The following is a 23,573-nucleotide window of genomic DNA, read 5'->3' as shown; positions in this document are numbered from 1 at the left end:
CTACGCTGGTCTCATGCCCGGTTCCGCGATCCGCCCCTTGCTCTACCTGGACGTCGACGGCCCCTTGATCCCCTTCGGCGCCGGCCCGTACCCGCCGGCCGACGACGCCAATCCCCTGCTCGCCCGGATCGATCCCACGCTCGGTCAGCTGCTGGCGGCGCTGCCCTGCGAGCCGGTGTGGGCCACGACCTGGATGGCGAAGGCCAACGAGCACATCGCACCCCGACTCGGCCTGCCCGAGCTGCCCGTGGTGGCCTGGCCGGAGCCCTCCGACAAGGACGGACGGGGCGGGATCCACTGGAAGACCCCCGCCCTCCTCGACCACGCCGCCGGGCGGCCCTTCATCTGGGTCGACGACGAGATCCGCGCCGCCGACCGCGCCTGGGTGGCCGCCCGGCACCCGGATCGCGCGCTCCTGCACCGGGTCGATCCGGGCCGCGGCCTGACCGCGGCGGACATCGCTGTGCTGCGGACCTGGCTGATCCGGCGGTAGCCGGTGGGGGCAAGGGGCGTACGCCCTGGGGCACGCAAAGCGCTGCGGCCCCCGGGCAGCGGACGGTCCGGGGGCCGCAGCGCGGTGATCGCGGCTAGCGGCGCAGGATCGCGAGCGCCCAGCAGCCGACTCCCGCGCTCAGCCAGTCGGCCGCGCCGTCGGCGTCGCCCGCGACCAGCTGGGTACCGGCGCCGATGATCGAAGCCGTCCCGGCGACCATCAGGCCGCCGCGCGTCACCGGGGCGGCGATCTTCGTCAGGCGGGCAATCGCCTCGGCGCGCCGCTCACGCTTGATGCGACGGACCTCCTCGAGCGCCCGGCGCGCCCGGTCGCGGGTCGCGGCGAGTTCGGTCCTGGCGTCGGCGAGGTCGTCCCGCTGGTACTGCTCGCCATCGTCGTGCCGCTGGTGCATGCTGGTCATGGTCAGGGGGCCCCTTCATGGGCGCTGCCTGAGCGTCACCCGCGCGAGTTCGTACCTCGTACGGGATGACAAGCAGCGGGTGATTGCTGAAGTCACCCCTGAAAACGGGACCGGGCCCTTCGATGAAGGGCCCGGTCCTGTGTTTCAGATCACGACGGTTGCGGTCGAGGTGGCAATCTCTTCGTGTGCCGAAGGTCGGGGGCATGGACGTTACCGTTCAGTCGCTACTCCTCCGTGTCGTGCGGACAGGTCAGTTGGGTATCTCCGTCATCCCGCGATGCCCCCCATTCGAGGCTGCGCTGCTGCGCTCTGCTCGTCATGCCGAACGACAGAACGGCGCTGGGGCCCCTTCAGAAGGTTCCACGCGACGAACACCACCTCGTACGCGATGGTGATCATTCGGTCGGTGCGGTGCCGTACGACACCGATCAGGGCCAGCAGTACCTCAACGATGCCTTGGATCATGTTCCGGATCGCTGCACCGGAACTCGGCTTGTGGTCGCTCATACGCTCCTTCTCCTTGTCCCGGAAAGCCCCTGCGTCAGTGATGGTGACGCGCTGGTGTCGGCTTCCCACTCGGGCCCGCCATCGACGCCGTCGGCATGCCGATGACGGACCCTGGAAGCAAGCCGTCACCTCACTCCGCGTCCGCGCGCCCCAGCCGCATCAAGAAGGTCCGCTTCGCCGGGGCCACGCTCAGCTTGGCCCCGGCGGCAACGCACGCCATCCGGACGCCGTTCTTGGTCGAGCCGATCATCTCGGCGACGATTTCCGCCCGCACCGCGAATGCCTTGTGCATGATCAAGGCCATCATCTGCTTGGGCGTGACCAGGCCGTGAAGGGCCGCCGCGAAACGCTCGGCCTCCGCGACCGCTTCGTCCATCGAGGTCGAGAACCCCTCGGTCAGCGACACCGCCATGGACTCGTCCGCCGTCCCGATGAACGCCTCCTCGGCACTGGCCTCCTTCGGAACACCGACCTTGGCCTTGTAACCGGCCAGCGCCGCCGACCGGCGCCCTACCTTGCGATAGTGATCGGCCACCGCGGTCCGCATGAGCCGCTTGAGGTAGGCCGTCATCTGCCGCCTGGCGACTTCACGGTCGTCCTCGATAACGAGAGGGCCCCGCTCGATGCACCCGACGGCCTTTTCCATGACGTCCTGGACGACGTCCTCCGTACCGGCCTCCGAGATGCTGTAGGTCCTCGCGTGGCGAACCATCCACTCCCGCAAGTCGCCGACCAGATGCTTCTGCCTGAGCACCTCTTCGAGCCGCTGCCGACACGGCGACCCGCTGCCCTCGGTGTCGTTGTCCGCGCCGCCGACGTCCACGGCCGCCCCGCTGGGCGCCTTCTTCTGCGCCGGCACCGGCGCGACGTCCGCAGGGGCGTCGAAGCGCTCCGACACTTCCTTGCTGAACTCGGCACGTGCATCGTGCCCGAGGACGTTCCTGCTGAACGCCTTGTGAATAAGGTCGCGCACACGCCCGCGTGCCGCTTCCTCGTCGTCAGGTACCTTGGCCCCAGTGGTCATCTACCTTCTCCAGCTCGTTCCTTGCCCTCCCGCGCAGGGGAGAACGAGGCCCGAAGCCCTTCTGAAGGCCCATCGACCGTGACGGTCGTCACACCCGGGTCCGCGCCGCCGTTCAGGCTGATCCGCAGGGACGCTTCTCTCATCAGGGATGCAGGTCCGGCCACCCGTGAGGGCGCCATTTGCATGCCGGGCTCCACCACAAGAAGGAGCCGGCTGCCCCATGTTGGGGAACCGGCTCCTCATGCAGGTAATGAAATGCGGCGCACTTGGCCACCCCGGCCTCGGTGGATCCCGAGACGCACAGTGTTCCGACGTTCAAGGCATGTGCACTGGCCCGGACTTGGACCTGCGTGACCCTTGTCCCCCCACAGCCGGGCCCTACCGAGGCGCGATCGCTGCTGGCGCTGCGTGCACCGTCGGGCGAACGCGGCGGTCAACGCTGTTGGCCGGGCCGGGCCGGGCCGGGCCGGGCTCAGCGGGGCGCGGGGGGTGTTGCGCTCGGGTCGGCGGCCCAGGATGCGGCGATCAGGGAGCGTTCCGCCGCCGCCAGGTGGGTGGCCGCGGCCAGCCAGGCCCGGGCGTAGCCGTCCGGCGAGGGGTCGGCCAGGCGGCCGAAGACGTCGCGGGGACGTCGGTCGGCCTCGGCGGCCAGGCCCGCGGCCAGGTCCGCGGCTGCGGTGAACCCGGCCCGGCGCAGCGGGCCGTACGAGGCTGCGGCCAGGGACGACGTACCCCGTGCGGCCTCGGCGAGGGCGCGGCGGCCGCCCGCGACCCCGGTCTCCAGGAGGCGGCGCACCCGCCACAGCGGGGAGTCGGCCAGCGGGTCCGGGCCCTCGGCCGCGTCGAGCGGTACGGGCGCGGCGGCCCCCTGCGGGAAGTGCGCGCCCTGGAGGCGGTCGTAGCCGAGGTCGGCCCGGCCCAGCCATGCGTCGGGCAGCCGCAGCGTGTACTGCGCCCCCGGCACCGGGCCGACTGCCAGCGGCCGGAGCGTGGCGGTGCGGTCCAGGTCGGGGCGGCCGAGCACCCGCAGCTGGACTCCCGGGTACGAGGCGATGCGGCGCAGGTTCTCCGTGTGCGCCAGCTCCGGGTGCGGATGTGCGGGCAGCAACCGGAGTAGGGGCGCGTCCGGGCGCGACTCGCGGACGAGGAGGTGTTCGCCGGCCGCGCCGACGACCGTGACGTCGCAGCCGAGCAGCGCGGTCTCGGACCCTTCCGGGTCGGCCGACAGCTCGGCGACGGCCTCGGCCGCCGGGCGGGCGAAGAGCGCCGCCGCGGGCGGCTCGGTCCAGGCGATGCCGGGCAGCGGGGTGGCCCTGACCCCGCGTCCGGCGCCGAGCCGGCCCTCCGGGGAGACCGTCGCGCCGACGATACGCAGTCCCCCGCGGGCGAGGCCGGCATGGTCGAGGACGGCGCCGCCGAGGGCGACGGAGGCGGAACCGGCGCCGCGGGCGCGGGCCAGGCCGCCGGGGCGGACGTCGGAGACCGAGAAGCGGGTGCCGTCGGGGGCGAGCAGGTGGGTGACCACGCCGCCGTACCCGGTGGCGGACAGCACGGGTTCCCGGCACAGGCCGTGCACCTGGAGGCTGCCGCCCTGAGCGTAGGCGCGGCGGGCGGCCCCGGTCAGCGTGGGGTCGGCGGAGCCGGAGGCCAGCATCCCCGCGGTGTGCAGGAGTTCACGGAAGGCTCCGGTGAGGTCCCCGAGCCGCTGGCCGGCCCGGTGCTCGCGGGCGGCGCGCAGGCCGCGTACGACGCGCAGGGCGGCCGCTTCGGCGCGCGGCAGCCCGGCGAGGCGGGCACTGTGCGCGGCGCGCAGCAACTCGGCCTGGACCACCGCTCCCCCGGCGGTGACTCCGGCGGCGAGGGCCTCGGCGGCCACGTGCCACAGGGCGCCGGCGGCGCGCAGCTGGGCCGCGGTGAGAACCGGTTCGGGCTCGACTGGCTCGGCGGAATCGACGGGCTTGACGGACCCGACGGGCTTGACGGACCCGACCGGCTCCGCGGATCCGGCCGGAGCGGTGGACCCGGCCGGCCCTACGGGCGTCGCCGGCTCGGCCGCCGCGACCGGCTCCGGCGGGATGTCGGCGAGCGGGGCCGCACCCAGCGCGGCGGCCCGGTGCAGGCAGCGGGGCGCCAGCAGGCAGCTGCACACGGCCTGTTCCGCCGTGGTGATCGTGCCCGCCGGACCGGGGCGCAGGGTGACGAGGGCGTCCTCACCGAAGCGGAGGGTGACGGTGCCGTCAGCCTCGTGGGTGGCGCCCGCCGCGCAGTCCTCGGTGGCGGCGTCCAGCTTCTTGCGCAGGCGGGCCGTCAGGTTCTCGACGGCTTCGGCGAGCACCTCGGGGGCGACGGGCGGCAGTTCGGTGCTCAACGGGACTCTCCACGGAGGCGGTCGCCCACCCAGCGGGCGAGGGCGAGGGGACTGAGGGCGGCCACGGGCATGCCGGCCGCCACGAGCTGCCGCGCGACCGGGACCGAGTACCGGGGCGTCCCCTCGTCGTCGAGCGCGGCGCAGCCCAGCAGATGGGTGCCCGAGGCGGCCAGTGCGCGGACCTCGCCGAGGAGCCCGCCGATCGGCGCGCCCTCCTCGAAGTCGCTGACCACGACGACCAGGGTGCGGCTCGGCACGGTGATCAGGGAGCGGGCGTGCGCGAGACCGGCGGCGATGTGCGTGCCGCCCCCGACGCGGACCTCGAGCAGCAGTGAGAGCGGGTCGTCGACCCGGTCGGTGAGGTCCGCGACCTGCGTGGAGAAGGCGAGGAAGTGGGTGGACAGGGTCGGTACGCCGCCCAGGACGGCCGCGGTCAACGCCGACCAGATGACGGATGCCTCCATCGAGCCGGAGACGTCGACGACGAGGATCAGCCGCCAGTCGGCCTCGCGGCTCGCCCGGGTGCTGAAGACGGGCCGCTCCGGGACCACGACCACGCTGCCGTCGGCCCGGCGCCGGGTGTGCGCGAGGTTGGCGCGCAGGGTACGGGCCAGGTCGAGCCGGCCGCCGGGACGGCGGGTGGGCCGCGGGGTCGCGAGTCCCGACAGGGCCGGCCTCAGTCGGGTGGCCAGCTCCTTGGCGAGTTCGTCGACGAGCCTCCTGACCAGGGGCCGCAGTTGGGCGAGCCGGGCCTCCGGCAGCCCGCCGGCGAGGGACAGTACGGAGCTCAGCAGTTCCACCGAGGGCCGTACGGCCGCCGGATCGAGCTGGGTGAGAACGTCGGTGCGGCCCGCTTCGGCCGCTCCCGCCAGCACTTCCTCCCGTACGTCCGCGCCGAACAGCGCCTCCAGTTCCTGCGACCACTCCCGGGCCGTGGGGAAGGAGGCCTCCTGCCCGCCGCCCTGTCCCCCGCCCTGGCCGAGGTCGAGGTCGGCGGAGCCTTCGCCGCGCCCGGCGCCGTACAGCTCGTCCAGTGCCTGGGCGTAGCGGCGGGCGCCCGCGGGAAGCCGGTCGCGTTCGCGGCCGAGCAGCAGCCGCCAGCGGTCGGAGGGGGCGAGCCGCGGGCTGTCGGCCCGGGGGGCCCGCCCACTCGGGGCGTCGGGGGTCTCGGAGGCCGGGTTCGGTGTCGGATCCGGTGTCGGTGTGTCCGGCTCCGGTGGTGTTCCCGGCAGTGGGAGGGCCTTGAGGGCGGCGAGTCCGGCGGCGTCGGCGGCGGCCCAGAGGGCGAGCAGGGCGGGTGACGCGTCGAGCGCGAGGTCGATGCGGTCGCCCAGCCGTTCGGTGACGGTGTCCAGCAACCGGTCGCGGGCGGCGGGCGAGAGGGCGTCGAAGCCGCCGCGCAGGGCGGGGAGCCGGTCGAGGAAGTCCTGGTCGACGAGGTGCTCCACGCGGTCGAGGAGCGGGGTGAGCGCGGCCGGGGAGGACTGCAGCAGCGGGCCGGCGGCGGTGAGGAGCCCCCCGAGCCGCCGGGTCAGGGCGCGCCGGCTGTCGGCGGTCCCCGCGCTGTCGATCCAGCCGGCGGCGCGGCCGCCGAGCTCGGCGGCCGGGTCGAGGTCGAGCAGCACCCGTACGGCCAGGGCCGCGCCCTGCATCATCGGGGATGCGGTGGCGGCCAGGTCGGCGAGGGCGTCGTCCGTACGCAGGCCCAGGTGGTGGACCGCGGCCCGGTCGGCGAGGGCCACGAGGGCGGCCGCGTCGGCGGGATCCTCGCTCCCGGCGAGGCCGGGCAGGCAGCGCACGGCCGCCTCGAGGAGGTCGCCGGCGAGGACGGCGGATGCCGCCCGGGAGCCGGCCGAGGTACCGGGCAGGTGGCCGCGGTGCAGGGCCTCCAGGAGGTCGAGGGCGTCGAGCAGTTCGGGCAGGGTCGCGGTCTGCGGCAGGGCGGTGGCGGCCTCGTGGAGGCGTACGTCGACCAGCTCGGGCAGATCGCACCGCGCGGCGGCGGCCAGCCCGGCGAGGATCTGCGCCGGGGTCGGCCCGCCCTCGGCGGCGGCCCGGCGGGCGGTCTCGCGCAGCGTTCCGGCGGCCGCCTGCTCCGCGGTGACGCCGCGCACTCCGGCGAGGTCGAGCCGGGCCGGCACGGAAGGCGTCCAGGACAGCCGCCACTTGGTGCCGAGGGCGGTGCCGTCGCCGGTGGCGGCGACGGTGAGGGGCTCGCCGTAAGAGGCGCCGCACACGAGGAGCCGTTGCAGCAGGACCTCGCGTCGGCCGTCGAGGGCGGAGCGGAGCGGGTCGAGGCGGATCTCGCGGGGCGCGGGGTCCTCGGGGGCCGGCAGCCGCAGCGCGGCGAGCTCGGACTCGACGGAGGGGCCGAGGCCGGAGCGGGGGGCGTGCGGGGTGATCCGGCCGCGGGCGGTGCCGACGAGCACGGCCTCGAGGGCGCGGGCCAGCGCCCGGCCCCGGCCGAGGGGTTCGCCCTGGCCGAGGACGGTGGTGATGGCTTCGAGGAGTTCACCGCGGCCGGGCGCGGGCAGCTCCCGCAGGGCGGCGAGGTCGCAGGCGAGCCGCAGGGTCTCGGCGGCTTCGCCGGTGCCGGCGGTGTGCCCGGCGCGGCGCAGCTCCCGGCAGAGCCCGGTAAGGGCGACGGAGGCGGCTTCGCGGACCCGGACGGGGTCGCCGCCGGCTTCCAGGACGGCCTGCTGCCAGCGCGGGTCCCGGATCCCGGCGGGGTACCCGGAGCGGGAGTCGAGCAGGTCGAAGGAGTACGGCACGAAGGAGGTGACGGCCGGGGCCGAATCCGCGGCCGACACTCCGAAAGCGGCGCCTCCGCCGTCCCGGGGCCCCGGGGCGCCCTCGGGCCCGACCGCGGTCGGCCCGAAGGCGGTGGCGACGCCGGTTGCGAGGTGGGAGCCGGATCCGTTGCCGGTTCCCGAACCGGCGTCGGAGCCGAGGGCGGCGCCAGAGCCGTGGCCGGAGTCGGCGCTGGATCCGTGGGCGGAGTCCGAATCGGCACCGGAGCCGGAGCACTGACCGCAGCCGAAGTCGGCGTCGGTGTCGGATCCGTGGGCGCAGCCAGAACCCCGGCCGGAGACGTGAGCGACCGACAATCTGTCGGCGACCGTGCCCGGGAGGACCGGGGCGTGGAAGGCGCCGATCACCGCGGCCACGCGGTGGCCCGCGGCGACCGCGCCTGCGATCACACTCCGCATATGAGCCTCACGGGCCAGGTCGGTCGCCGGGACGGCGCTCGTGTCCGCGCGCAGCGCCCAGCCGACACCGAGCGCCGCACGCCGTACGGCTTCGGGGGTGCAGCCGGGGGCGAGGACTTCCACGGCCCGGTCCCACAGGTCGTCGCCGTCACGCCCCGTGCCAGCGGCGGTGAGGCCGTCCGCGAAGGACCTGCCGGGCCGCGGCCCGGCAACCACTCCACCGGCCGGGTCCGTCCCCCACCTCGGGTCCGAGCCCTCCCCAGCGCCCTGGGCCGGAGCCGGGGTCAGGTCCGAACCGGTGTCCGCCGCCGAATCCGGCCCGGAGCCCTGCTCCGAGACCGGGGCTTGGGCCTTGCCCGCGCCCGAAACCGGGTCCGTGGCCTGGTCCGAACCCGTCCCGGGCCCCTGGCCCAAGTCCGCAGCCATGCCCGCGGCAGGGTCCGTACCCCCCGCCGGGGCCGGATCCCGCCCGGGGCCCTCGCCGGGGGACGGGGCCGGGGCCGCCGTCGGGCGGGTCCAGGCGCGGTCTGCCAGGGGGAGGTCGCAGCAGATGACGGACGCGCCGGTGCGGCGGGCCCAGCGGATCGCGGCCAGTTCCGGGGAGAAGTCCGCGAACGGATAGAAGGCCAGGCGGCCGTCCTCCCCCGTGCCCGCGAGGGCGACCGGGGCGACGGTCTCCGGGTCGGCGAGGTGCTCCAGCCAGGACTGGAACTCCGCCGGGAGTTCGACGCAGACCAGGTCGGCGCCCGAGGCGTCCAGCAGGGCCGGTACCACCGCGGCCAGCGCGGGGCTGTGGTGGCGTACCCCGATGAGGTACGGCTCACGGGCCGCGGCGAGCGCATCGACCGCGGTGCGCGGGTCGGTGCGCGGGTCGGTGCGCGGGTCGGTGTGCGTCAACGCAGGCTCCCGCGCAGGTCCCAGAGGCGGCGCCACATCGGCGAACCGTCCTCGGCGCGGCGCCGGACCGGGCCGTCCCAGTACCCCAGCAGCCGGCCGTGGTCGGCCGGGTCGTCCTTGCGTACGACGCCCAGCAGGTGGCCGGGCAGCAGGTCCAGTACGTCCCCGCCCGGGAGGTACGCGGCGGCGACCCCGAGCGAGGCCGCCACCTGGACGGCTTCGGCGGTGGACATGACCGTGCCCGGGCGCTCCACGTCCCAGCCCTCGGCGGAGCGTCCGGAGCGCAGGTCGCGGAAGACGGTGACGAGGGCGTCGAGCACCGCGTCGTCGACCCCGAAGGCGGCGCCGGCCCGCTGGACGGCGGCGACGGCCTGGCGGCGGATCAGCGTGGCCTCCGCGTCCGCGTCGGCGATCGGGGCGACCGTCTCGAAGTTGAAGCGCCGCTTGAGGGCGGCGGACATCTCGGAGACCCCGCGGTCGCGCAGGTTGGCGGTGGCGATGACGGTGAAGCCCGGGGTGGCGGAGACCACCGCGTCCTCGGTCGCGGTCAGTTCGGGCACGGTGATCCGCCGGTCGGACAGGATCGACACGAGCGCGTCCTGCACCTCGGGGAGGCAGCGGGTGATCTCCTCGACGCGGACGACGCGCCCGGTGCGCATGGCGGAGAGCACCGGGGAGTCCACCAGGGCCTGCGGGCTGGGGCCCTGTGCGAGCAGCAGCGCGTAGTTCCAGCCGTAGCGGAAGGCGTCTTCGGTGGTCCCGGCCGTGCCCTGCACGGTAAGGGCGCTGGTGCCGCTGACGGCGGCCGCGAGCAGCTCGGACAGCATCGACTTGGCGGTTCCGGGCTCGCCGGTGAGGAGCAGGCCGCGCTCGCCGGCCAGGGTGACGACGCAGCGCTCCACGAGGGCGCGTTCGCCGACGAACTTGGGGGCGATGGCCAGCTTGGCCGGGAGTCCGGCGCGGCGCTTCGGGAGGGCCAGTCCGGCTCCGTCGCTGCCGCAGACGAAGGTGACGACGGCGCGCGGGGTCAGGGCCCAGCCGGGCGGGCGGGGGCCGGGGTCCTGGGCGGCGAGGAAGGCGAGCTCGGCGGCGTGGCGTTCCTCGGCGGGCAGCACCTGCCGGGCGGCGGGGGCGGTCTCTTCGGTGACGGTCATCGGGGTCCTCTGAAAGGTGTGCGGTAGGTCGGTGCGGGGGCGCGGCGCACCCTGCGGACAGGGGCGCCGCGCCGTACGGGAGTTCCGGGGGCCCGGGCGGCCGGTTCGGCCCGGGCGGTCCGGGCGGTCCGGGCGGCCGGTTCGGCCCGGGCGGTCCGGGCGGTCCGGGCGGCCGGTTCGGCCCGGGCGGTCCGGGCGGTCCGGAACGGACGGTTCAGCGCCGGCGGGCGCGGGTGCGCTTCACCTTGAGTTCCTCGAAGCGCGGCACGTCGCCGTCCACGACGCGCTGCCAGGCCCGGCGGAAGAGCTCCGCAACCGGTTCGGCCGGGACCAGTACGCCCAGCGACGGCCGGTCACCGGCGCTCAGGCCGTACATCGGGAGCTTCCACTGCTCCACCGGCAGCGTCGGGGAGGGCATCTCGGCCCAGCCACCCGGTAGGAACAGCGAGCGCCCGGCCCGGCTGCGGTCGGCCGTGACCACCAGGTCGGTGGCGGCCAGTTCGGCGCGGGCGGCCTTGAGCCTGGCCGGCTTCCAGCCGGTCCACCGCGCGGTGTTGCGGTCGTTGCAGTCGGGCATGGCGAGCAGCATGAGGTAGAGGGTGGCCGCGTCGGCGCCCAGGCCGTGCCGCTCGCTCGCCGCCTCCACCAGCTCCGGGACGGAGCGGCCCGGGTCCTGCGGCCACCAGGTGCCGTCCGCGGCCACCGCGCCGGCCGCCGGGGCGCCCGGGTCGGCGAGCAGCGCCGCGAAGCGCGGGTCGTGGGCGGTGCGCAGCGCCGTCTCGGCGGCGGAGGGCCGCTGATCGTCCCCGCGCAGCGCCGGCAGGTACGGGTCGGAGCCGGTGGAGTCGAGCAGGGCCGGGCGCAGGGCGGGCTTGGGCTGGTCGTCGTGGGTGGCCATGACGACGGCGCCGTACCGCTCGAAGCCCTCGCCGGTCTCGGTCGGCGCACCGGCCGCCGAGCGGAAGGCGGGCAGGCTGGTGTAGTGCCCGATCTCGAGGAGCAGTTCGGGCGCGGCGAGCCGCTGACGTACGGCGGTCAGTGCGGGCGGCAGGGCCGCCCGTACGGGATCGCCCGCGGGCAGCCGGTGGGCCAGCCAGGCCGCCATGGCCAGGGATCCGGTCAGGACGGACGCGGTGAAGGGCCGGTCGACCGGCTCGCTGGGCTCCACGTGGTCGCCCTTCACGGTCCAGGCCACGTCGACGGACAGCTCGCGCGAGGCGGCCGGGTCGAGCAGCGCGGACAGGGCACGGTGGGCGGGCCAGGTGCCGCCCACGGCGCGCGCGGCTTCGGTGGCCAGCCAGTCGGGTACGGGGGTGCGGCGGCCCATGCGCTGGTTCCAGAGCTCCGCGGCGGCGGCGACGTCGGGTCCCTCGCTCCACAGCTTCGCCGGGTCGGCGGGGAGCAGGGCCCCGACGAGGGCGCGCCGCAACTCGGTGTCGAGGCCCTTGAGTTCATCGCGGGCGTGGGCGGCGTCGGCGGCCTTGACCCCGAGGGCGGTGCGCAGTTCGGGGGCCAGGAAGTTGCGTTCGTAGCTGTCGATGCCGGGGAGTCCGGCGAGCAGGAGGCGGGCGAGGGCGCCGGAGACTCCGGTGAGGCGGGCGAACTCCTCCGCGGCTTCGGGGCGGAAGGGCGCGGGGCCGTGCTCGGCGGCCGCGCCGAGGAGGGCGGTCAGCCAGCCGGGCCCGCGGTCGCGGTCACCGAGCGGGGCGTCGCCCCGCACGGTGTAGGGGCCGGGGACGGTGAAGCGGCCGGTGGGGTCGTACAGCAGGGCGCCGAACTCGTGGCCGTCGGGCAGGGATTCGCTGTGCTCGGTCAGCGAGAGGACGGCTCCGCCGCCCAGGGGCAGCAGGCTGCGGTGATGGACGTTGCGTTCGCCGTCGGGGGTGAGCAGGTACGCCCGGTCGAGGCGGAGCAGAACCCGGCGCCAGCGGTCGGCGGAGCCTTCGGCCGAGGCCAGGCCGAGGGCGTCGACCGTGCCGAGCAGGGTGAGCAGTCCTTCCCGCTGCTCGTCGGTGGGCGCGACGGTGACGGCGCGGTACGCGACGGCCGCGGGCTGGTCCAGCAGCGGCGACCAGGTGAAGGACCAGTAGGGCAGCGCCGGCATGTCGAAGTGCAGCCGGCCCGGCGCCGGGGCGGCGTCGGTGGTTGCGCGGGCGGCGTCGAGCGCGGTCAGCGTGTAGTGGACGGAGTCGCTCTCGCCGCTGTAGCGGTAGTAGTTGGAGCTGATGAGCCCGCTGAGGGCGTCGACCATCAGCCGGTCGCCGGGACCCTTCTCGCGCTCCTCGACGGGGGCGGTGTCCCGGTGGAGCCGGGCGGCGATCGCGTCCAGGGCCTTCTGCTGGGTGAGGGTGAAGCGGAGGACCTCGACGATGCCGCCGATGATCCCGGGGGCGGTGATCCGGGGCAGGGCCGCGCTCACCAGGTCGGGCAGGTCGGCGGCCTTCTCGGCCACGGCGGCGGCCTTGAGCAGTGCGGCCACGGTCTCCCGGTCGGCGGCGCGAAGGGCGGCCGAGCCCTCGGCGTCGCGGGGGCGCAGGGCGTACCAGTGCGACAGCGGCGGAAGGTCCACGCTGCCCGTGCCGAAGGCGGTGCGGCGGCGGTGGCCGTCGCGCGAGCGGGCGGTGACCACGCCGTCCGGGTCGGTGATGCTCAGCGCGTTCCAGTGCTGGGACAGCGCGCGGGGCCGGTCGTCGCCGGGGAAGGCGAGGGCGGCGACGGGGACGTCGCGGCCCTCGGGCACGCAGGCGGTGCGGCCGCCGGTGTCGCGTCCCCGCCAGCCGTTGCCCGGGACGCGTTCGGCCGACCAGCCGAGCAGGCCGTCGGTGGGCTCGCCGAGGACCGAGCCGGCCACGGTGGGCGCGGGCCTCAGCCAGGTGTGGTGCCCGGTGCGCGAGGCGGTGTCCGCGTCGGCGCGCAGCGCGTCGGCGAAGAAGGCGGGCAGGGAGCGCCGTCCGTAGATGCCGCCGGCGGGGTCGTACTCCAGCCAGCCGCTGTCGCTCTGCTGGTCGCGGCGCTGCCACACCCAGTACGAGGTGCCGTCGGACAGCAGGGGCCGCTCGTCCGGCAGTTTCGTGTCGCCGCGGTGCAGGACCCCGCCGCCGGTGGTGCGCCCGCCGCCGGCGAGCGGCAGGGAGATGTGGTCACTGCGCAGCGACCAGTGGCCGCGGTCGGTGTCCAGGGTGAAGACGGTGCCGGGCGAGTGGTGCCAGTATCCCTCCGTCCCGTTGGAGCTCCAGGAGGACCAGAAGACGAGCAGTTCGCCGTCGACGTAGTGGAAGCTGTGGTTGTAGGAATTCCCGGTCGGTACCCGCAGGTCGTGCGTGAGGACGGTGGACTCGGCGTCGATGACGCGGACCTGGGTCTGGTTGGCGACGATCAGGTACGGGTAGGCCTCCACCACGTTCAGGGCCTCCCCGCCCCGACCGGGGGCCAGTTCGGCGAGGGCCTCCTCCCAGGAGGGCCAGGCCAGCTCCTCGAAGAGGCCGGCGCGCAGGGTGCGGGCGAGGGTTTCCGCGAGGTCCGCCGCAGCGGCGGCGGCCACCTCCTCGGGGGCGAGTTCCAGGGCTTCGGTGGGCAGCCATCCCAGGCGCGCGATGGCGTCGGGGACTCCGGGCAGGCCGGCGGCGGTCGAGGCGAGGGCGACATCGCGCACCCACGTGGCCAGCAGCGGGCGGCCGCCGGGCGAGGCGGCGACGCACCGCACGACATCGGCGCTGCCGTCGCCGAGGTTGCTCAGCGCCCGGCGGAAGGCGGGGTGGAAGCGCTCGTCGGCGCCGAGGGCGAGCAGGTCGCGGCGCTCGTCGCCGTCGGCCCACTCGGACAGGTTCAGGTGGTCGTGCCGGTGCCGCCGGTCCTCGCTCTCGGCCTCGGGGTCGGTGACCGGGATGTCCAGGGCGAGCAGCAGGTCGAGGAGGTCGGTGTCCTCGACGCCGATCCGCAGGCCTCCTTCCCGTTCGGGCCGGGCGAGTTCGGCGCGCAGCTGCTCGCCGGACCGCTCGACGAGATCGAGGAGGAGCGGGAGGGTGTGGCGCCGGCCCCAGCCGGAGTGGCGGGCTGCGTGGAAGCGCTCCAGCCAGCCGGCCGTGCCGTCGGCGCAGCGCTGCTCGGCGGGCAGGTCTGCGTCGAGGAGGCCGGCGCAGGCACCGGACTCCTCCAGGATCTCCAGCCACAGGGCGGTGAAGGCGCCGCCGTCGCCGCTGGGCGGCGTCAGCCCGAGGAGCGTGCCGCGGACGGCGGGGACGCGGCCGGCGAGCGTGACGAGCGCGCTGCGGTGGGCCTTCCACCAGCCGAGCGCGGCGCGCAGGGTGGCGGGCAGGGGCAGCAGTTCGGCGAGGTAGTCCTGCTCGGGCTCGGTGCCGGTCAGGCCCGCGGCGCGGGCGAGGCGGCGCAGTTCGGTGGCGGCCTGCGCGGAGGGCGGCAGCCCGCCGGCGGTGCGGCGTACGCACAGGCGGCGGAAGCGCTCATAGGCCTCGGCGGGGGTGACCCGGCCGGCCAGGGCCTTGCCGTAGCCGGTGAGCACCTTGACCGGCAGGGCGCCGACGAGGGCGAATTCGAGGAAGACGGCGTCGAGGCGGTCCTCGTCGATGGCCAGCCCGTGCTGGGCCTCGGCGGCGCGGGCCCGGCCGAACAGCTGGGCGGCGTAGGTGGTGTTCTCGACGGCGAGGAAGAGGCGTGCGGCCTGCTCGTGGAAGAGGGGCAGGAAGTGCGGGACGGACGCGGCGAGGCGGCCGGCGAGTTCGAGGCAGGCGTCGAGGGCGGCCTTGGGCTTGGTCTTGGCCTGCCGGGCGATCCGGTCGAGTTCGGGGACGACGGCGAGGGCGTGGTGCCCGTCCTCGGGGTGGTGGACCAGGACCCATTCGGGGAAGCCGAGGGCCTGGCGCTTGCTCAGTCCGACGACGGGCGCATCGCCCTCGTCCCGTACGAGTCCGAGGAAGCCGGCGGCGAGGTCCTCGGCCGCGCCGAGTTCGGCGGGGGCGAGGCGGACGACGACGCGGTCGTCGCCGAGACCGGGGTGGCGGTAGGAGCGCGCGGTCAGTGCGACGGCGCCGGGACCGGCGCCCTCGGTGTCCCGCGGCAGTACGGCACCGGCCTTGAGCAGCAGTTCGGCCTTGTTCATCTCGGTGTCTTCCTGGTTGGTGCTCACGCGTCCCCGCCCTCCTCGATCTTGCGCCCGGCGTAGAGCGCCGCGGCCATCCGCATTCCCTCGGACCAGGCCACCGGTCCGACCGCTGTCAGGCGTACCGCCCGGCCGTCATCGTCGTGCCAGCTCAGCGCGCCGGTGGTCGTCTCGGCCTCGTAGTACGGCTCGCCGATCCAGACGGCGGCCTCGGCGGCCGTCCCGCCGTCGCGGACCTTGCAGGTGGCGTAGCCGCCGGAGACCCGGTAGCCGAGGCTGGTGGACCGGGCGGCGAGGCTGAAGCGGGTGGGGAAGGCCCCGCCCGCGTAGTCGCGGACCTCGGTGGCGGTGGCGGCGATCTCGGCGGGCTTGCGCCAGGTGGCCCGGTGGATCTGCTCGACGCCCTGCACGATGCCCAGCTCGGCCGCGAACTCCCGTACGTCGTCCAGGTCGGGCAGCAGGACCGGGTGCGGCAGGGTCACCGTGCGCGGGGAGAGCCGTACGGTCTCGCCGTCGAGGTTGACCACCTTCAGCTCACCGGACGCGGTGGCGTCCCGCAGGAAGCCCACCTCGTCCGGGTCGTCGCCGACGACGGCCACGTCGCGCAGGGCCCTCTGCCAGGCCTCGTCCGGCCAGACCCGGGCGAGCAGTTCCGTCGGCACCGGCAGCGAGGACACCATCCAGCTGTCGACCTGTGCGGCGCAGGCCGCCTCGTGCCGGTCGAGCCATTCGGCCAGCCTGCGCAGCCGGTCCACCTCGGGATGGTCCTTCAGCGCCTTGGGCAGTGTCTTCAACTGCCTCCCCGCCGTACGCCCGGTGGCGGACCTCGCCGCCACCCGTCCCTCCACCAGGGCGATCTCGTACCCCTCGCCCGCCGCCAGCCATGCCATCAGACCGTGCCCCTCCGCCTGTCCCGTCCAGTTCCACGCAGCCCTGACAGGGGGGAGCCGACCCCCCTGAGCTGCGGTATGCCGGGAGACTAGCGAGAGCCACTGACAACGCCCATGCGAGGCCCCTCCGTAGGTTGAATGTCCGGTTCTGGGTAGGGTCTCCGGGACAGCACGCGAAGCGGTACCGGCTCGGGGTGGGGTTATGGGACGTCAGATACATGTGTCCGGCGCGGTACTGGTGGCGCTGCTGCTGGGGGCCACCACGGCCGGGTGCTCCGATCCGGTCGGACCGGGCGGCGGGGACGCCAAGGCGTCCGCGCCCGCGGGCTCGCCGTCCGCCGCGGCACCGGAGTCGCCCAAGTCACCGGGCGACGACGCCAAACCGGCCGGCGGGGACGTACTGCCCGGTATGGTCAGCGCCGCCGTGGCGCGGACCCAGCTTGCGGCGCTGAAGGTGGCGCCGGTCGGCACGATGGCCGGCTACAGCAGGGACAAGTTCACGCACTGGGCGCAGCAGGGCAACAAGTGCGACACCCGCGAGGTCGTGCTCAAGCGCGACGGCGCCGAGGTCACCCAGGACGCCGAGTGCAAGGCCGTCTCCGGCAACTGGAAGAGCCTCTACGACGGGGCCGTCGTCACGGAGGCCGGGAAGATGGACATCGACCACATGGTGCCGCTCGCCGAGGGCTGGCGCTCCGGCGCGGCCGGCTGGGACTCCGCCCGGCGCAAGGCCTTCGCCAACGACCTGGCCCACCCCCAGCTGCTGGCCGTGACCGCGGCCTCGAACCGCTCCAAGGGCGACCAGAGCCCCGACCTGTGGCAGCCGCCGGACAAGGCGAGCTGGTGCCAGTACGGGCGGGCCTGGACCACCGTGAAATCCACGTACGGACTGACCGTGACCGAACCGGAGAAGAAGATGCTGACCACGATGCTGGACACCTGCGCCTCATGACGCGGGGACACCGGTGGCAGGACGAGGTGCTCGCCGGGCCGGGCGGCGCCATGACGGACGAGGTCGGCGTCATCACCGGCCCGCTGACGCTGCGCAGCACGGAGGAGGACGGGGGCCTGCTCCGGTTCGACGTCCAGTACAAGGACGCCGACGAGTGGTACACGCTCACGGGCGGCCCCCGGGCCCACCACGGCTCCCCGGCGGCCCTGCACGCCGCCGCCCTGGCGGCGATCCGCACGGGCGGCGGAGCCCAGGCCCCGGAGGGCGGGGCGAGCCGCTAGGCGGGGCGGGGGCGGGGCGATCAGCCGGCTCGGAGGCCGGATGCGAGGCTGGCCGGCTGGGAGCACCGCGAGGCTCGGTGGAGGGGCGCCCGCCCACCCGGAGGCGCCTGACCGGACCTCGGAAAGCAACTGCCGCCACGGCGAGGCGAGCGAGTGCTTCCCGGCTCCGCAGCCACGTCGGACCGATGTCCTCCGCCAGTTCGATGCGCCACCGGCCGACGAGGACCATGAGCGCACCGACGACCTTGCGCTGACGACGCGGTGGCAGCTGCCGCGCGAGACCCACCGCTTTCGCCGTGAAGTCGACCAGCGACTGCCCGGCGAACGGGTCGGACACGTACGTCGAGTTGCGGTCCAGCTCCTGCCGGTCATGAAGGCGGGCCCGAGCACGGCGGCGGCGCGAGGCGTCCAGCGCCGCTGGATGACGGGCAAGCGCCGACCGCCCTTGCCGGCACCGGTTGGCACGACAGCTGGAGCTGACGGCTGTTGGCGACAAGCTCTCCTACTTCACCGACCCGGACGGGTACGTCATCGGCGTCAGCCAGATGCGGACCCGGTGACCGCCATGACGGAGACCACGGATACGGCAGCCGTGGGCATGGTGAAGCACGCGGCCATGTGGGATCACGACGGGAAGGCGTTCGCCGCCTCCTGTGCCGCTGCCCTGGGCCGGGAGGTCACCCAGACCTTCGGCGAGGCCGCGGCGACGATCAGTGACGGAACGACGACGTGCGTCGTCTGTACGCCGATCCTTCGAGGCTCCCGACCGACCCGCGGACGAGCTCGTTTATCGAGCTCACCTTCGGCGACATCGAGGCCGCCCAGGACCGTCTCATCGGCCTCGGTGCGACCAAGCCCGCCCACCAAGTCGGCGGCCAGCACGTGCCGGGGGTAGTCCTCGGTGTCGAGTGGTCGCGCGGGTCCCGCCGCGACGGAACCGGAACTTGGTATGGACCTGACAAATGGGGTCGGCTAGCGTAGCGCCCGACACTCTGTGAGAGCGCTCTCAAGCGTTCGATCCCCCACCAGGAGGTCTCGTGAAACACACCACCCCCTTACGCGCCGCCGTCGCCGCCCTGCTCCTGACCGTCGGCCTGGGCGCCGCCCACGCCGGCGCGGCGAGCGCCGTCCCGCTTCCGGAGCCCGCCGCGGCATCGTCCGCCGCAGCGCCGTCCGCCTCGGCCGGACTGCTCGACGCGATGCGCCGGGACCTCGGGCTCACCGCTTCCCAGGCCGAGGAACGGCTGAGCGCAGAAAAGGCCGCCGCGGCCGTGGAGAAGGCCGCACGGCAGGCCGCGGGTGGTGCGTACGGCGGCTCGTGGTACGAGCCTTCCACCGGCCGGCTCGTCGTCGCGGTGACCGACCGCGCGAAGGAGTCCGAGGCGCGGGCACTGGGCGCCGACACCCGTCTCGTCCGACACAGCGCCGCCGCGCTGGACCGCGCCAAAGCGCGCCTGGACACGCTGCGCGCCCCCGCCGGGGTGGCCGGCTGGCACGTCGACCCGCGGACCAACAGCGTCGTCGTCACGGTCGTACGTACCGAGCGGGAAGCCCCCGCCGTACGGGCGTTCGTCGACCGGGCCCGGGCCGACGGCCCCGTCACCGTCGCCGAGACGGCGCAGGCGCCCCGTACCTACGCCGCGGGCACCGTCGGCGGCGACCCGTACTACACCGGCAACGTCCGCTGTTCGATCGGCTTCTCCGTGTACGGCGGCTTCGTGACGGCTGGGCACTGCGGGCAGGCGGGGGCCGCCGTGCGCGGCTGGGACGGGTCCGCGATGGGCACCTTCCAGGGATCCTCGTTCCCCGGCAACGACTACGCGTACGTCGGCATCCACAGCGGCTGGTGGACCGTACCGGTGGTGCTCGGCTGGGGCACCATCCCGGACCAGTTGGTACGCGGCTCCGCCGAGGCACCCGTGGGCGCCTCGATCTGCCGGTCGGGGTCCACGACGCACTGGCGCTGCGGCACCGTCCTCGCCAAGAACGAGACCGTCAACTACAGCCAGGGCGCCGTCCACCAGATGACGAAGACCAGCGTGTGCGCCGAGGGAGGCGACTCCGGCGGCTCGTTCCTCAGCGGGGACCAGGCCCAGGGCGTCACCTCCGGCGGCTGGGGCAACTGCTCGTCCGGCGGCCAGACGTGGTTCCAGCCGATCAACGAGATCCTCGGCCGCTACGGCCTGACGCTGCACACCGCCTGACGCTGCACACGCCTGAGGTCGGCGCGGCACCAGGTCCTTCCGGTCGCGAGCACCCAGAAGGACCTGTCGCCCGGCTCCCCGCACGGGGCCGGCGGCGCTGCTCGTCGACCTGTCCGGTGTGCCGCGGACCGACGCCGGTGCAGCGATCGACGGGCTGCGCGGCGCCGAACACCAACGCATGGACGAGGAACCGTCGGCCGAGGCCGGGCGCGTGGCCGGGAGCACGCGGTCCGGACGCCCGCACGGAGTACCCGCGGCGGCCGTCCGGCCGGCGATCACCTGAGGCTCCGATTCACACCTCTCTGCATCAAGCCAGCCTTAAGAGATCGTTAAGCCGAAGGCCGCAAGAGAAAACCCCAGCTCAGAAGGCGTGCGAGGAGTGACGACTGGCGTTGCCATGACAGTTACCCCTCCGTAATACTCACTGCCTCGGGTGACATTGCGTCATGTTTGAGAGCGCTCTCGTACCCCTCCTGTCACTCTTCACCGCTCGCCCGGCCTGCCCCTCCTCCTCCCCCCATCGAGACAAGGAACCATGCCCATGGCTGCTGCTCATCGCGCACGTCGCCGCTCTCTCGGCGGAGTGGTGCTCCTCGTGACCACCGCCCTGGTCGCGGCGGTGCTCATGTCCTTCACCCGTTCGGTGGCCCCGCCCGCGGGTGCCGCAGTTGTCGCGCAGACCTGGTCCGACGAGTTCGACGGCGCGGCCGGCCGCGCTCCTGACGCCGCCAAGTGGACGCTCGAGACAGGTGGTTCGGGCTTCGGCAACCACGAGCTGCAGTACTACACCAACAGCACCTCGAACGCCGCGCTCGACGGCCAGGGCAACCTCGTCATCACCGCGCGGAAGAACGCCGACGCCGGCCTCGGCTGCTGGTACGGGCAGTGCCAATACACCTCGGCCCGGCTGAACACCGCCAAAACCTTCACCCAGGCTTACGGCCGCTTCGAGGCCCGCATCAAAATTCCGCGCGGCCAGGGCATCTGGCCCGCCTTCTGGATGCTCGGCAACGACCTCGGCAGCGTGGGCTGGCCCAACAGCGGCGAGATCGACATCATGGAGAACATCGGCCGCGAACCCAACACCGTGCACGGTACGGTGCACGGCCCCGGCTACTCCGGAGCGGGCGGCCTCGGCGCCGCGTACAACCTGCCCGGCGGCCGCGCCTTCGCCGACGACTTCCACGTGTTCGCCGTCGAATGGAGCCCGAACTCCCTCGTCTGGTCGGTGGACGGCACCACGTACAAGACCCTCACGCCGGCCGACACCGGCGGCAACAAGTGGGTCTTCGACCACCCGTTCTTCATCATCCTCAACCTGGCGGTCGGTGGGGACTGGCCAGGCAGCCCGGACGCCTCCACGTCCTTCCCGCAGACGATGACCGTCGACTACGTCCGCGCCTCCTCCGCCGGCGCCCCCGCCGCACGCACGATCCGTGGCATCGGCGGCATGTGCGTCGACGTCGCCGGCGGCTCCGACGCCGACCACACCCCCATCCAGCTGCACGACTGCACCAGCAGCGCGGCCCAGCAGTGGACCATCGGCGGCGACGGCACCGTCCGCGCCCTCGGCAAGTGCCTGGACGTCGCGGGAGGCTCCACCGCCGACGGCGCCGTCGTCCAGCTCTACACCTGCAACGGCACCAACGCCCAGAAGTGGACCTACACCGCCGCCCGTGACCTCACCAACACCGGTGCGGGCAAGTGCCTGGATGCCAAGGGCAACTCCTCCGCCGACGGCACCCGGTTGCAGACCTGGACCTGCACCGGCGCCGCCAACCAGAAGTGGACGGTCGGCTGACCCACCAGCCCCGCCGCCCTCCCTTCTCCCCCGTCCCTGCGTCCACCGCTCCCCCGCCCGACCTCACGAAGAACGGACCCCCGGCGTGACGGCTCGCCACCAACGAACCCTGCCCCGTAGAAAACTCCTCGCCGTGACAGCGGGCCTGGCCCTGGCCGTGCCCGCCGCGGCAGCCTGGCTCGAGATGAGCGCCAACGCGTCCACCACCGCCACGCTCCCCCTGGACCTGGTGAACACCACCGGCAACAACACGGTGTACGCCTATGTGCTCGGCCGTGACCCCGCGGCCGGCGGCACCTGGGCCTTCATCCAGGCCAACGGCTCCAGCCTGTACCACCCGCCGGCCCCGGCCAACGATCAGACCCCGCTCGGGGTCGACTGCGCCATCCCGCTCAACGCGTCCGGCGCCGGAGCGCGGAGGGTGACGCTGCCGCGCCTGGACAGCGGCCGTATCTACTTCTCCGTCGGCACGAAGCTCACCTTCCTGGTGAACCGCGGCGGCGGTCTGGCCCTGCCGTCGGTGAGCAACCCCACCGACCCCAACGCGAACGTCGCTCACGACTTCTGCGAGTTCACCTTCAACAGCGACCAGTTGTACGCCAACATCACGTTCGTCGACATGGTCTCGCTGCCGATCGCCTTCCAACTGGAGACCGGGCAGGGCACCCAGACGGTGCGCGGGCTGCCCGCCGACGGACTGTCCCGGGTCGCCGCCGCGCTGCGGGCCCAGTCCGCCGCCGACGGCAGCGACTGGAACCGGCTGATCGTCACCGCGGGCGGCCGCGACTTGCGCGTACTCAGCCCCAACCTGGCGATCCGCGGCAACAGCGACTTGTTCCGCGGCTACTTCGACGGCTACGTGGACGAGGTGTGGAACAAGTACCGCTTCACCGACCTGCTCATCGAGACGCAGTTCACCTGGGGAACCGTCACCGGCCGGGTGAGCGGCGACGTCCTCGCCTTCCCCGGAGTCGGCAGCTTCGCCAAGCCGTCCACCCTTTCGATCTTCTCCTGCAGCGACGCGCCCTTCACCACGGGCAACGACCTGATGGGCAATCTCAGCGCACGGCTCGCCGCCGCCTTCAACCGCACCACCCTGCTGGACAACCCCCACCAGCCGACCTCGGAGAAGCCCGCCGCCTTCTACACCCGGCCACGCACCAACCACTACTCCCGCATCCTGCACAACACCACCCCCGACCATCTCGGGTACGCCTTCCCGTACGACGACGTGCACCCGGCCGGAGTCGACTTCGAGGGCAAGGTGCAGTCCGGCACACCCGGCCGCTGGACCATCACGATCGGCGGTGTGGTCGGCGGCGGCACACCGGCCCCGACGCCGACCGCCACCGCCCCGGACGGCGGGGTCAGCGCCTTCACCACCATCCCGGCCGAAGCGTTCAATGCCCAATCCGGAGCACAGGTCGAGGCCTGCTCCGACGGCGGCGGCGGATCCGACGTCGGCCATCTGTCCAACGGCGACTGGCTCAAGTTCTCGGCCGTCGCCTTCGGCTCCACCGGCGCCACCCGCTTCGACGCCCGAGTCGCCTCCGGGGCCGCCGGCGGAGTCAGCGGCTTGGTCCAGGTCCGCCTCGACAGCCCCACAGCCACCCCGGTCGGTGGCTTCGCCGTCGCCAATACCGGCGGCTGGCAGGCCTGGCGCACCGTCCTCGCCGACATCCGCCGCACCACCGGAACCCACGACGTCTATCTGACCTTCGACAGCGGCCAGCCCTCCGACTTCGTCAACGTCAACTGGTTCTCCTTCGCCTGACGAGCTCGTGCATGGTTGGGGGTGGCACGCTGGATCTTGATCCCTGATCATGTTCGTGTCGACGACTTCGCCCTGCGCCGCCGGCACCGGTACGCCACGATCATCATCGACGCCGAAACAGGCGAGCGCATCGACGTGCTGCCCGGTCGTGAGGCCGCCGGTCTGGAAGCCTGGCTGCTCGAGCACCCTGGCATCGAGACCGTCTGCCGGGACGGCTCGGCTAGCTACGCCGAGGCGATCCGCCGGGCCCTGCCCGATGCGGTGCAGGTCAGCGACCGATGGCACCTGTGGCGGGTGCGCCGTGAGGCGCTGATTGATCGAGTGGAGGTGGGAGACCTTCGCCGCTGTCCTGTCGCAGCAGGGCGGTGAAGCTGGGGGCAGCCTGACCCGGGAGGTGCCGGGGAGGGTGGCAAGCGGCCCTGACGAAGCCGGGACGTGTCAGCACTGCCAGATGGTGCGGGTCCGGCGAGTGAGACGGAGAG

The 23,573-nt window shown here is 74.0% G+C and carries 15 protein-coding genes and 1 pseudogene; 7 read left to right on the top strand and 9 right to left on the bottom strand.

Going from position 1 to position 23,573, the window contains the following annotated elements:
* Positions 1–13 precede the first annotated feature (13 nt).
* Positions 14–493 (top strand): HAD domain-containing protein, encoded by a 480-nt coding sequence (locus ACIQZO_RS18015; protein WP_403627077.1) that lies wholly within the window; start codon positions 14–16, stop codon positions 491–493.
* Between the two features lie 94 nt (positions 494–587).
* On the opposite strand, the gene ACIQZO_RS18010 is transcribed toward ACIQZO_RS18015, so the two are convergent.
* The 8 genes from ACIQZO_RS18010 to ACIQZO_RS17975 all read right to left on the bottom strand — a co-directional run bounded on the left by ACIQZO_RS18010 (position 588) and on the right by ACIQZO_RS17975 (position 16,079).
* Entirely contained in the window at positions 588–914 is a 327-nt protein-coding gene (locus tag ACIQZO_RS18010; protein ID WP_403627075.1) for a hypothetical protein, read from the bottom strand.
* Between the two features lie 267 nt (positions 915–1,181).
* A complete protein-coding gene (locus tag ACIQZO_RS18005; RefSeq protein ID WP_403627073.1) occupies positions 1,182–1,421 on the bottom strand; it encodes a hypothetical protein in 240 nt (79 codons plus the stop codon).
* A gap of 130 nt (positions 1,422–1,551) precedes the next feature.
* Entirely contained in the window at positions 1,552–2,445 is an 894-nt protein-coding gene (locus tag ACIQZO_RS18000) for an RNA polymerase sigma factor (RefSeq protein ID WP_403627072.1), read from the bottom strand.
* A gap of 472 nt (positions 2,446–2,917) precedes the next feature.
* A complete protein-coding gene (locus tag ACIQZO_RS17995) occupies positions 2,918–4,813 on the bottom strand; it encodes a hypothetical protein (protein WP_403627070.1) in 1,896 nt (631 codons plus the stop codon).
* A complete protein-coding gene (locus ACIQZO_RS17990) occupies positions 4,810–8,919 on the bottom strand; it encodes a DUF5682 family protein (RefSeq protein ID WP_403627068.1) in 4,110 nt (1,369 codons plus the stop codon). Before ACIQZO_RS17990 ends, ACIQZO_RS17995 begins: the two co-directional genes overlap by 4 nt.
* On the bottom strand, positions 8,916–10,073 hold the full coding sequence (locus tag ACIQZO_RS17985) for an AAA family ATPase (RefSeq protein ID WP_403627066.1): 1,158 nt from the start codon (positions 10,071–10,073) through the stop codon (positions 8,916–8,918). The genes ACIQZO_RS17990 and ACIQZO_RS17985 overlap by 4 nt, the downstream gene beginning before the upstream one ends.
* 214 nt (positions 10,074–10,287) lie before the next feature.
* Positions 10,288–15,216 (bottom strand): DNA-binding protein, encoded by a 4,929-nt coding sequence (locus ACIQZO_RS17980; RefSeq protein WP_403627064.1) that lies wholly within the window; start codon positions 15,214–15,216, stop codon positions 10,288–10,290.
* Entirely contained in the window at positions 15,213–16,079 is an 867-nt protein-coding gene (locus tag ACIQZO_RS17975; RefSeq protein WP_403627062.1) for a DUF4132 domain-containing protein, read from the bottom strand. The genes ACIQZO_RS17980 and ACIQZO_RS17975 overlap by 4 nt, the downstream gene beginning before the upstream one ends.
* A 202-nt stretch (positions 16,080–16,281) precedes the next feature.
* On the opposite strand from ACIQZO_RS17975, the gene ACIQZO_RS17970 reads away from it, so the two are divergent.
* Complete coding sequence (locus ACIQZO_RS17970) at positions 16,282–17,031, top strand: HNH endonuclease family protein (RefSeq protein WP_403627060.1); 750 nt, start codon at positions 16,282–16,284, stop codon at positions 17,029–17,031.
* A complete protein-coding gene (locus tag ACIQZO_RS17965) occupies positions 17,028–17,312 on the top strand; it encodes a hypothetical protein (RefSeq protein WP_403627058.1) in 285 nt (94 codons plus the stop codon). Before ACIQZO_RS17970 ends, ACIQZO_RS17965 begins: the two co-directional genes overlap by 4 nt.
* Before the next feature lie 624 nt (positions 17,313–17,936).
* Here the strand turns inward: ACIQZO_RS17965 and ACIQZO_RS17960 are convergent.
* Positions 17,937–18,194, bottom strand: a complete 258-nt coding sequence (locus ACIQZO_RS17960) for a hypothetical protein (protein WP_403627056.1) — start codon at positions 18,192–18,194, stop codon at positions 17,937–17,939.
* Positions 18,195–18,349: 155 nt separating this feature from the next.
* On the opposite strand from ACIQZO_RS17960, the gene ACIQZO_RS17955 reads away from it, so the two are divergent.
* The 4 genes and pseudogenes from ACIQZO_RS17955 to ACIQZO_RS17940 form a co-directional block, all read left to right on the top strand.
* Entirely contained in the window at positions 18,350–19,516 is a 1,167-nt protein-coding gene (locus tag ACIQZO_RS17955) for a S1 family peptidase (RefSeq protein ID WP_403627054.1), read from the top strand.
* A 541-nt stretch (positions 19,517–20,057) separates the two neighbouring features.
* Complete coding sequence (locus ACIQZO_RS17950) at positions 20,058–21,317, top strand: family 16 glycosylhydrolase (RefSeq protein ID WP_403627052.1); 1,260 nt, start codon at positions 20,058–20,060, stop codon at positions 21,315–21,317.
* Positions 21,318–21,450: 133 nt separating this feature from the next.
* Positions 21,451–23,091, top strand: coding sequence for a beta-1,3-glucanase family protein (locus tag ACIQZO_RS17945; protein ID WP_403627050.1), 1,641 nt, complete (start codon positions 21,451–21,453; stop codon positions 23,089–23,091).
* 42 nt (positions 23,092–23,133) lie between these two features.
* Positions 23,134–23,415 (top strand): annotated as a pseudogene (locus ACIQZO_RS17940) (transposase); the annotation flags it as partial.
* Positions 23,416–23,573 lie beyond the last annotated feature (158 nt).

Origin of the sequence: Streptomyces sp. NPDC097617 (genome assembly GCF_044761485.1) — a bacterium.
Taxonomy (GTDB): domain Bacteria; phylum Actinomycetota; class Actinomycetes; order Streptomycetales; family Streptomycetaceae; genus Streptomyces.
The sequence above is the reverse complement of the archived record's forward strand: the minus strand, read 5'-3'. Positions and strand labels throughout refer to the sequence as shown.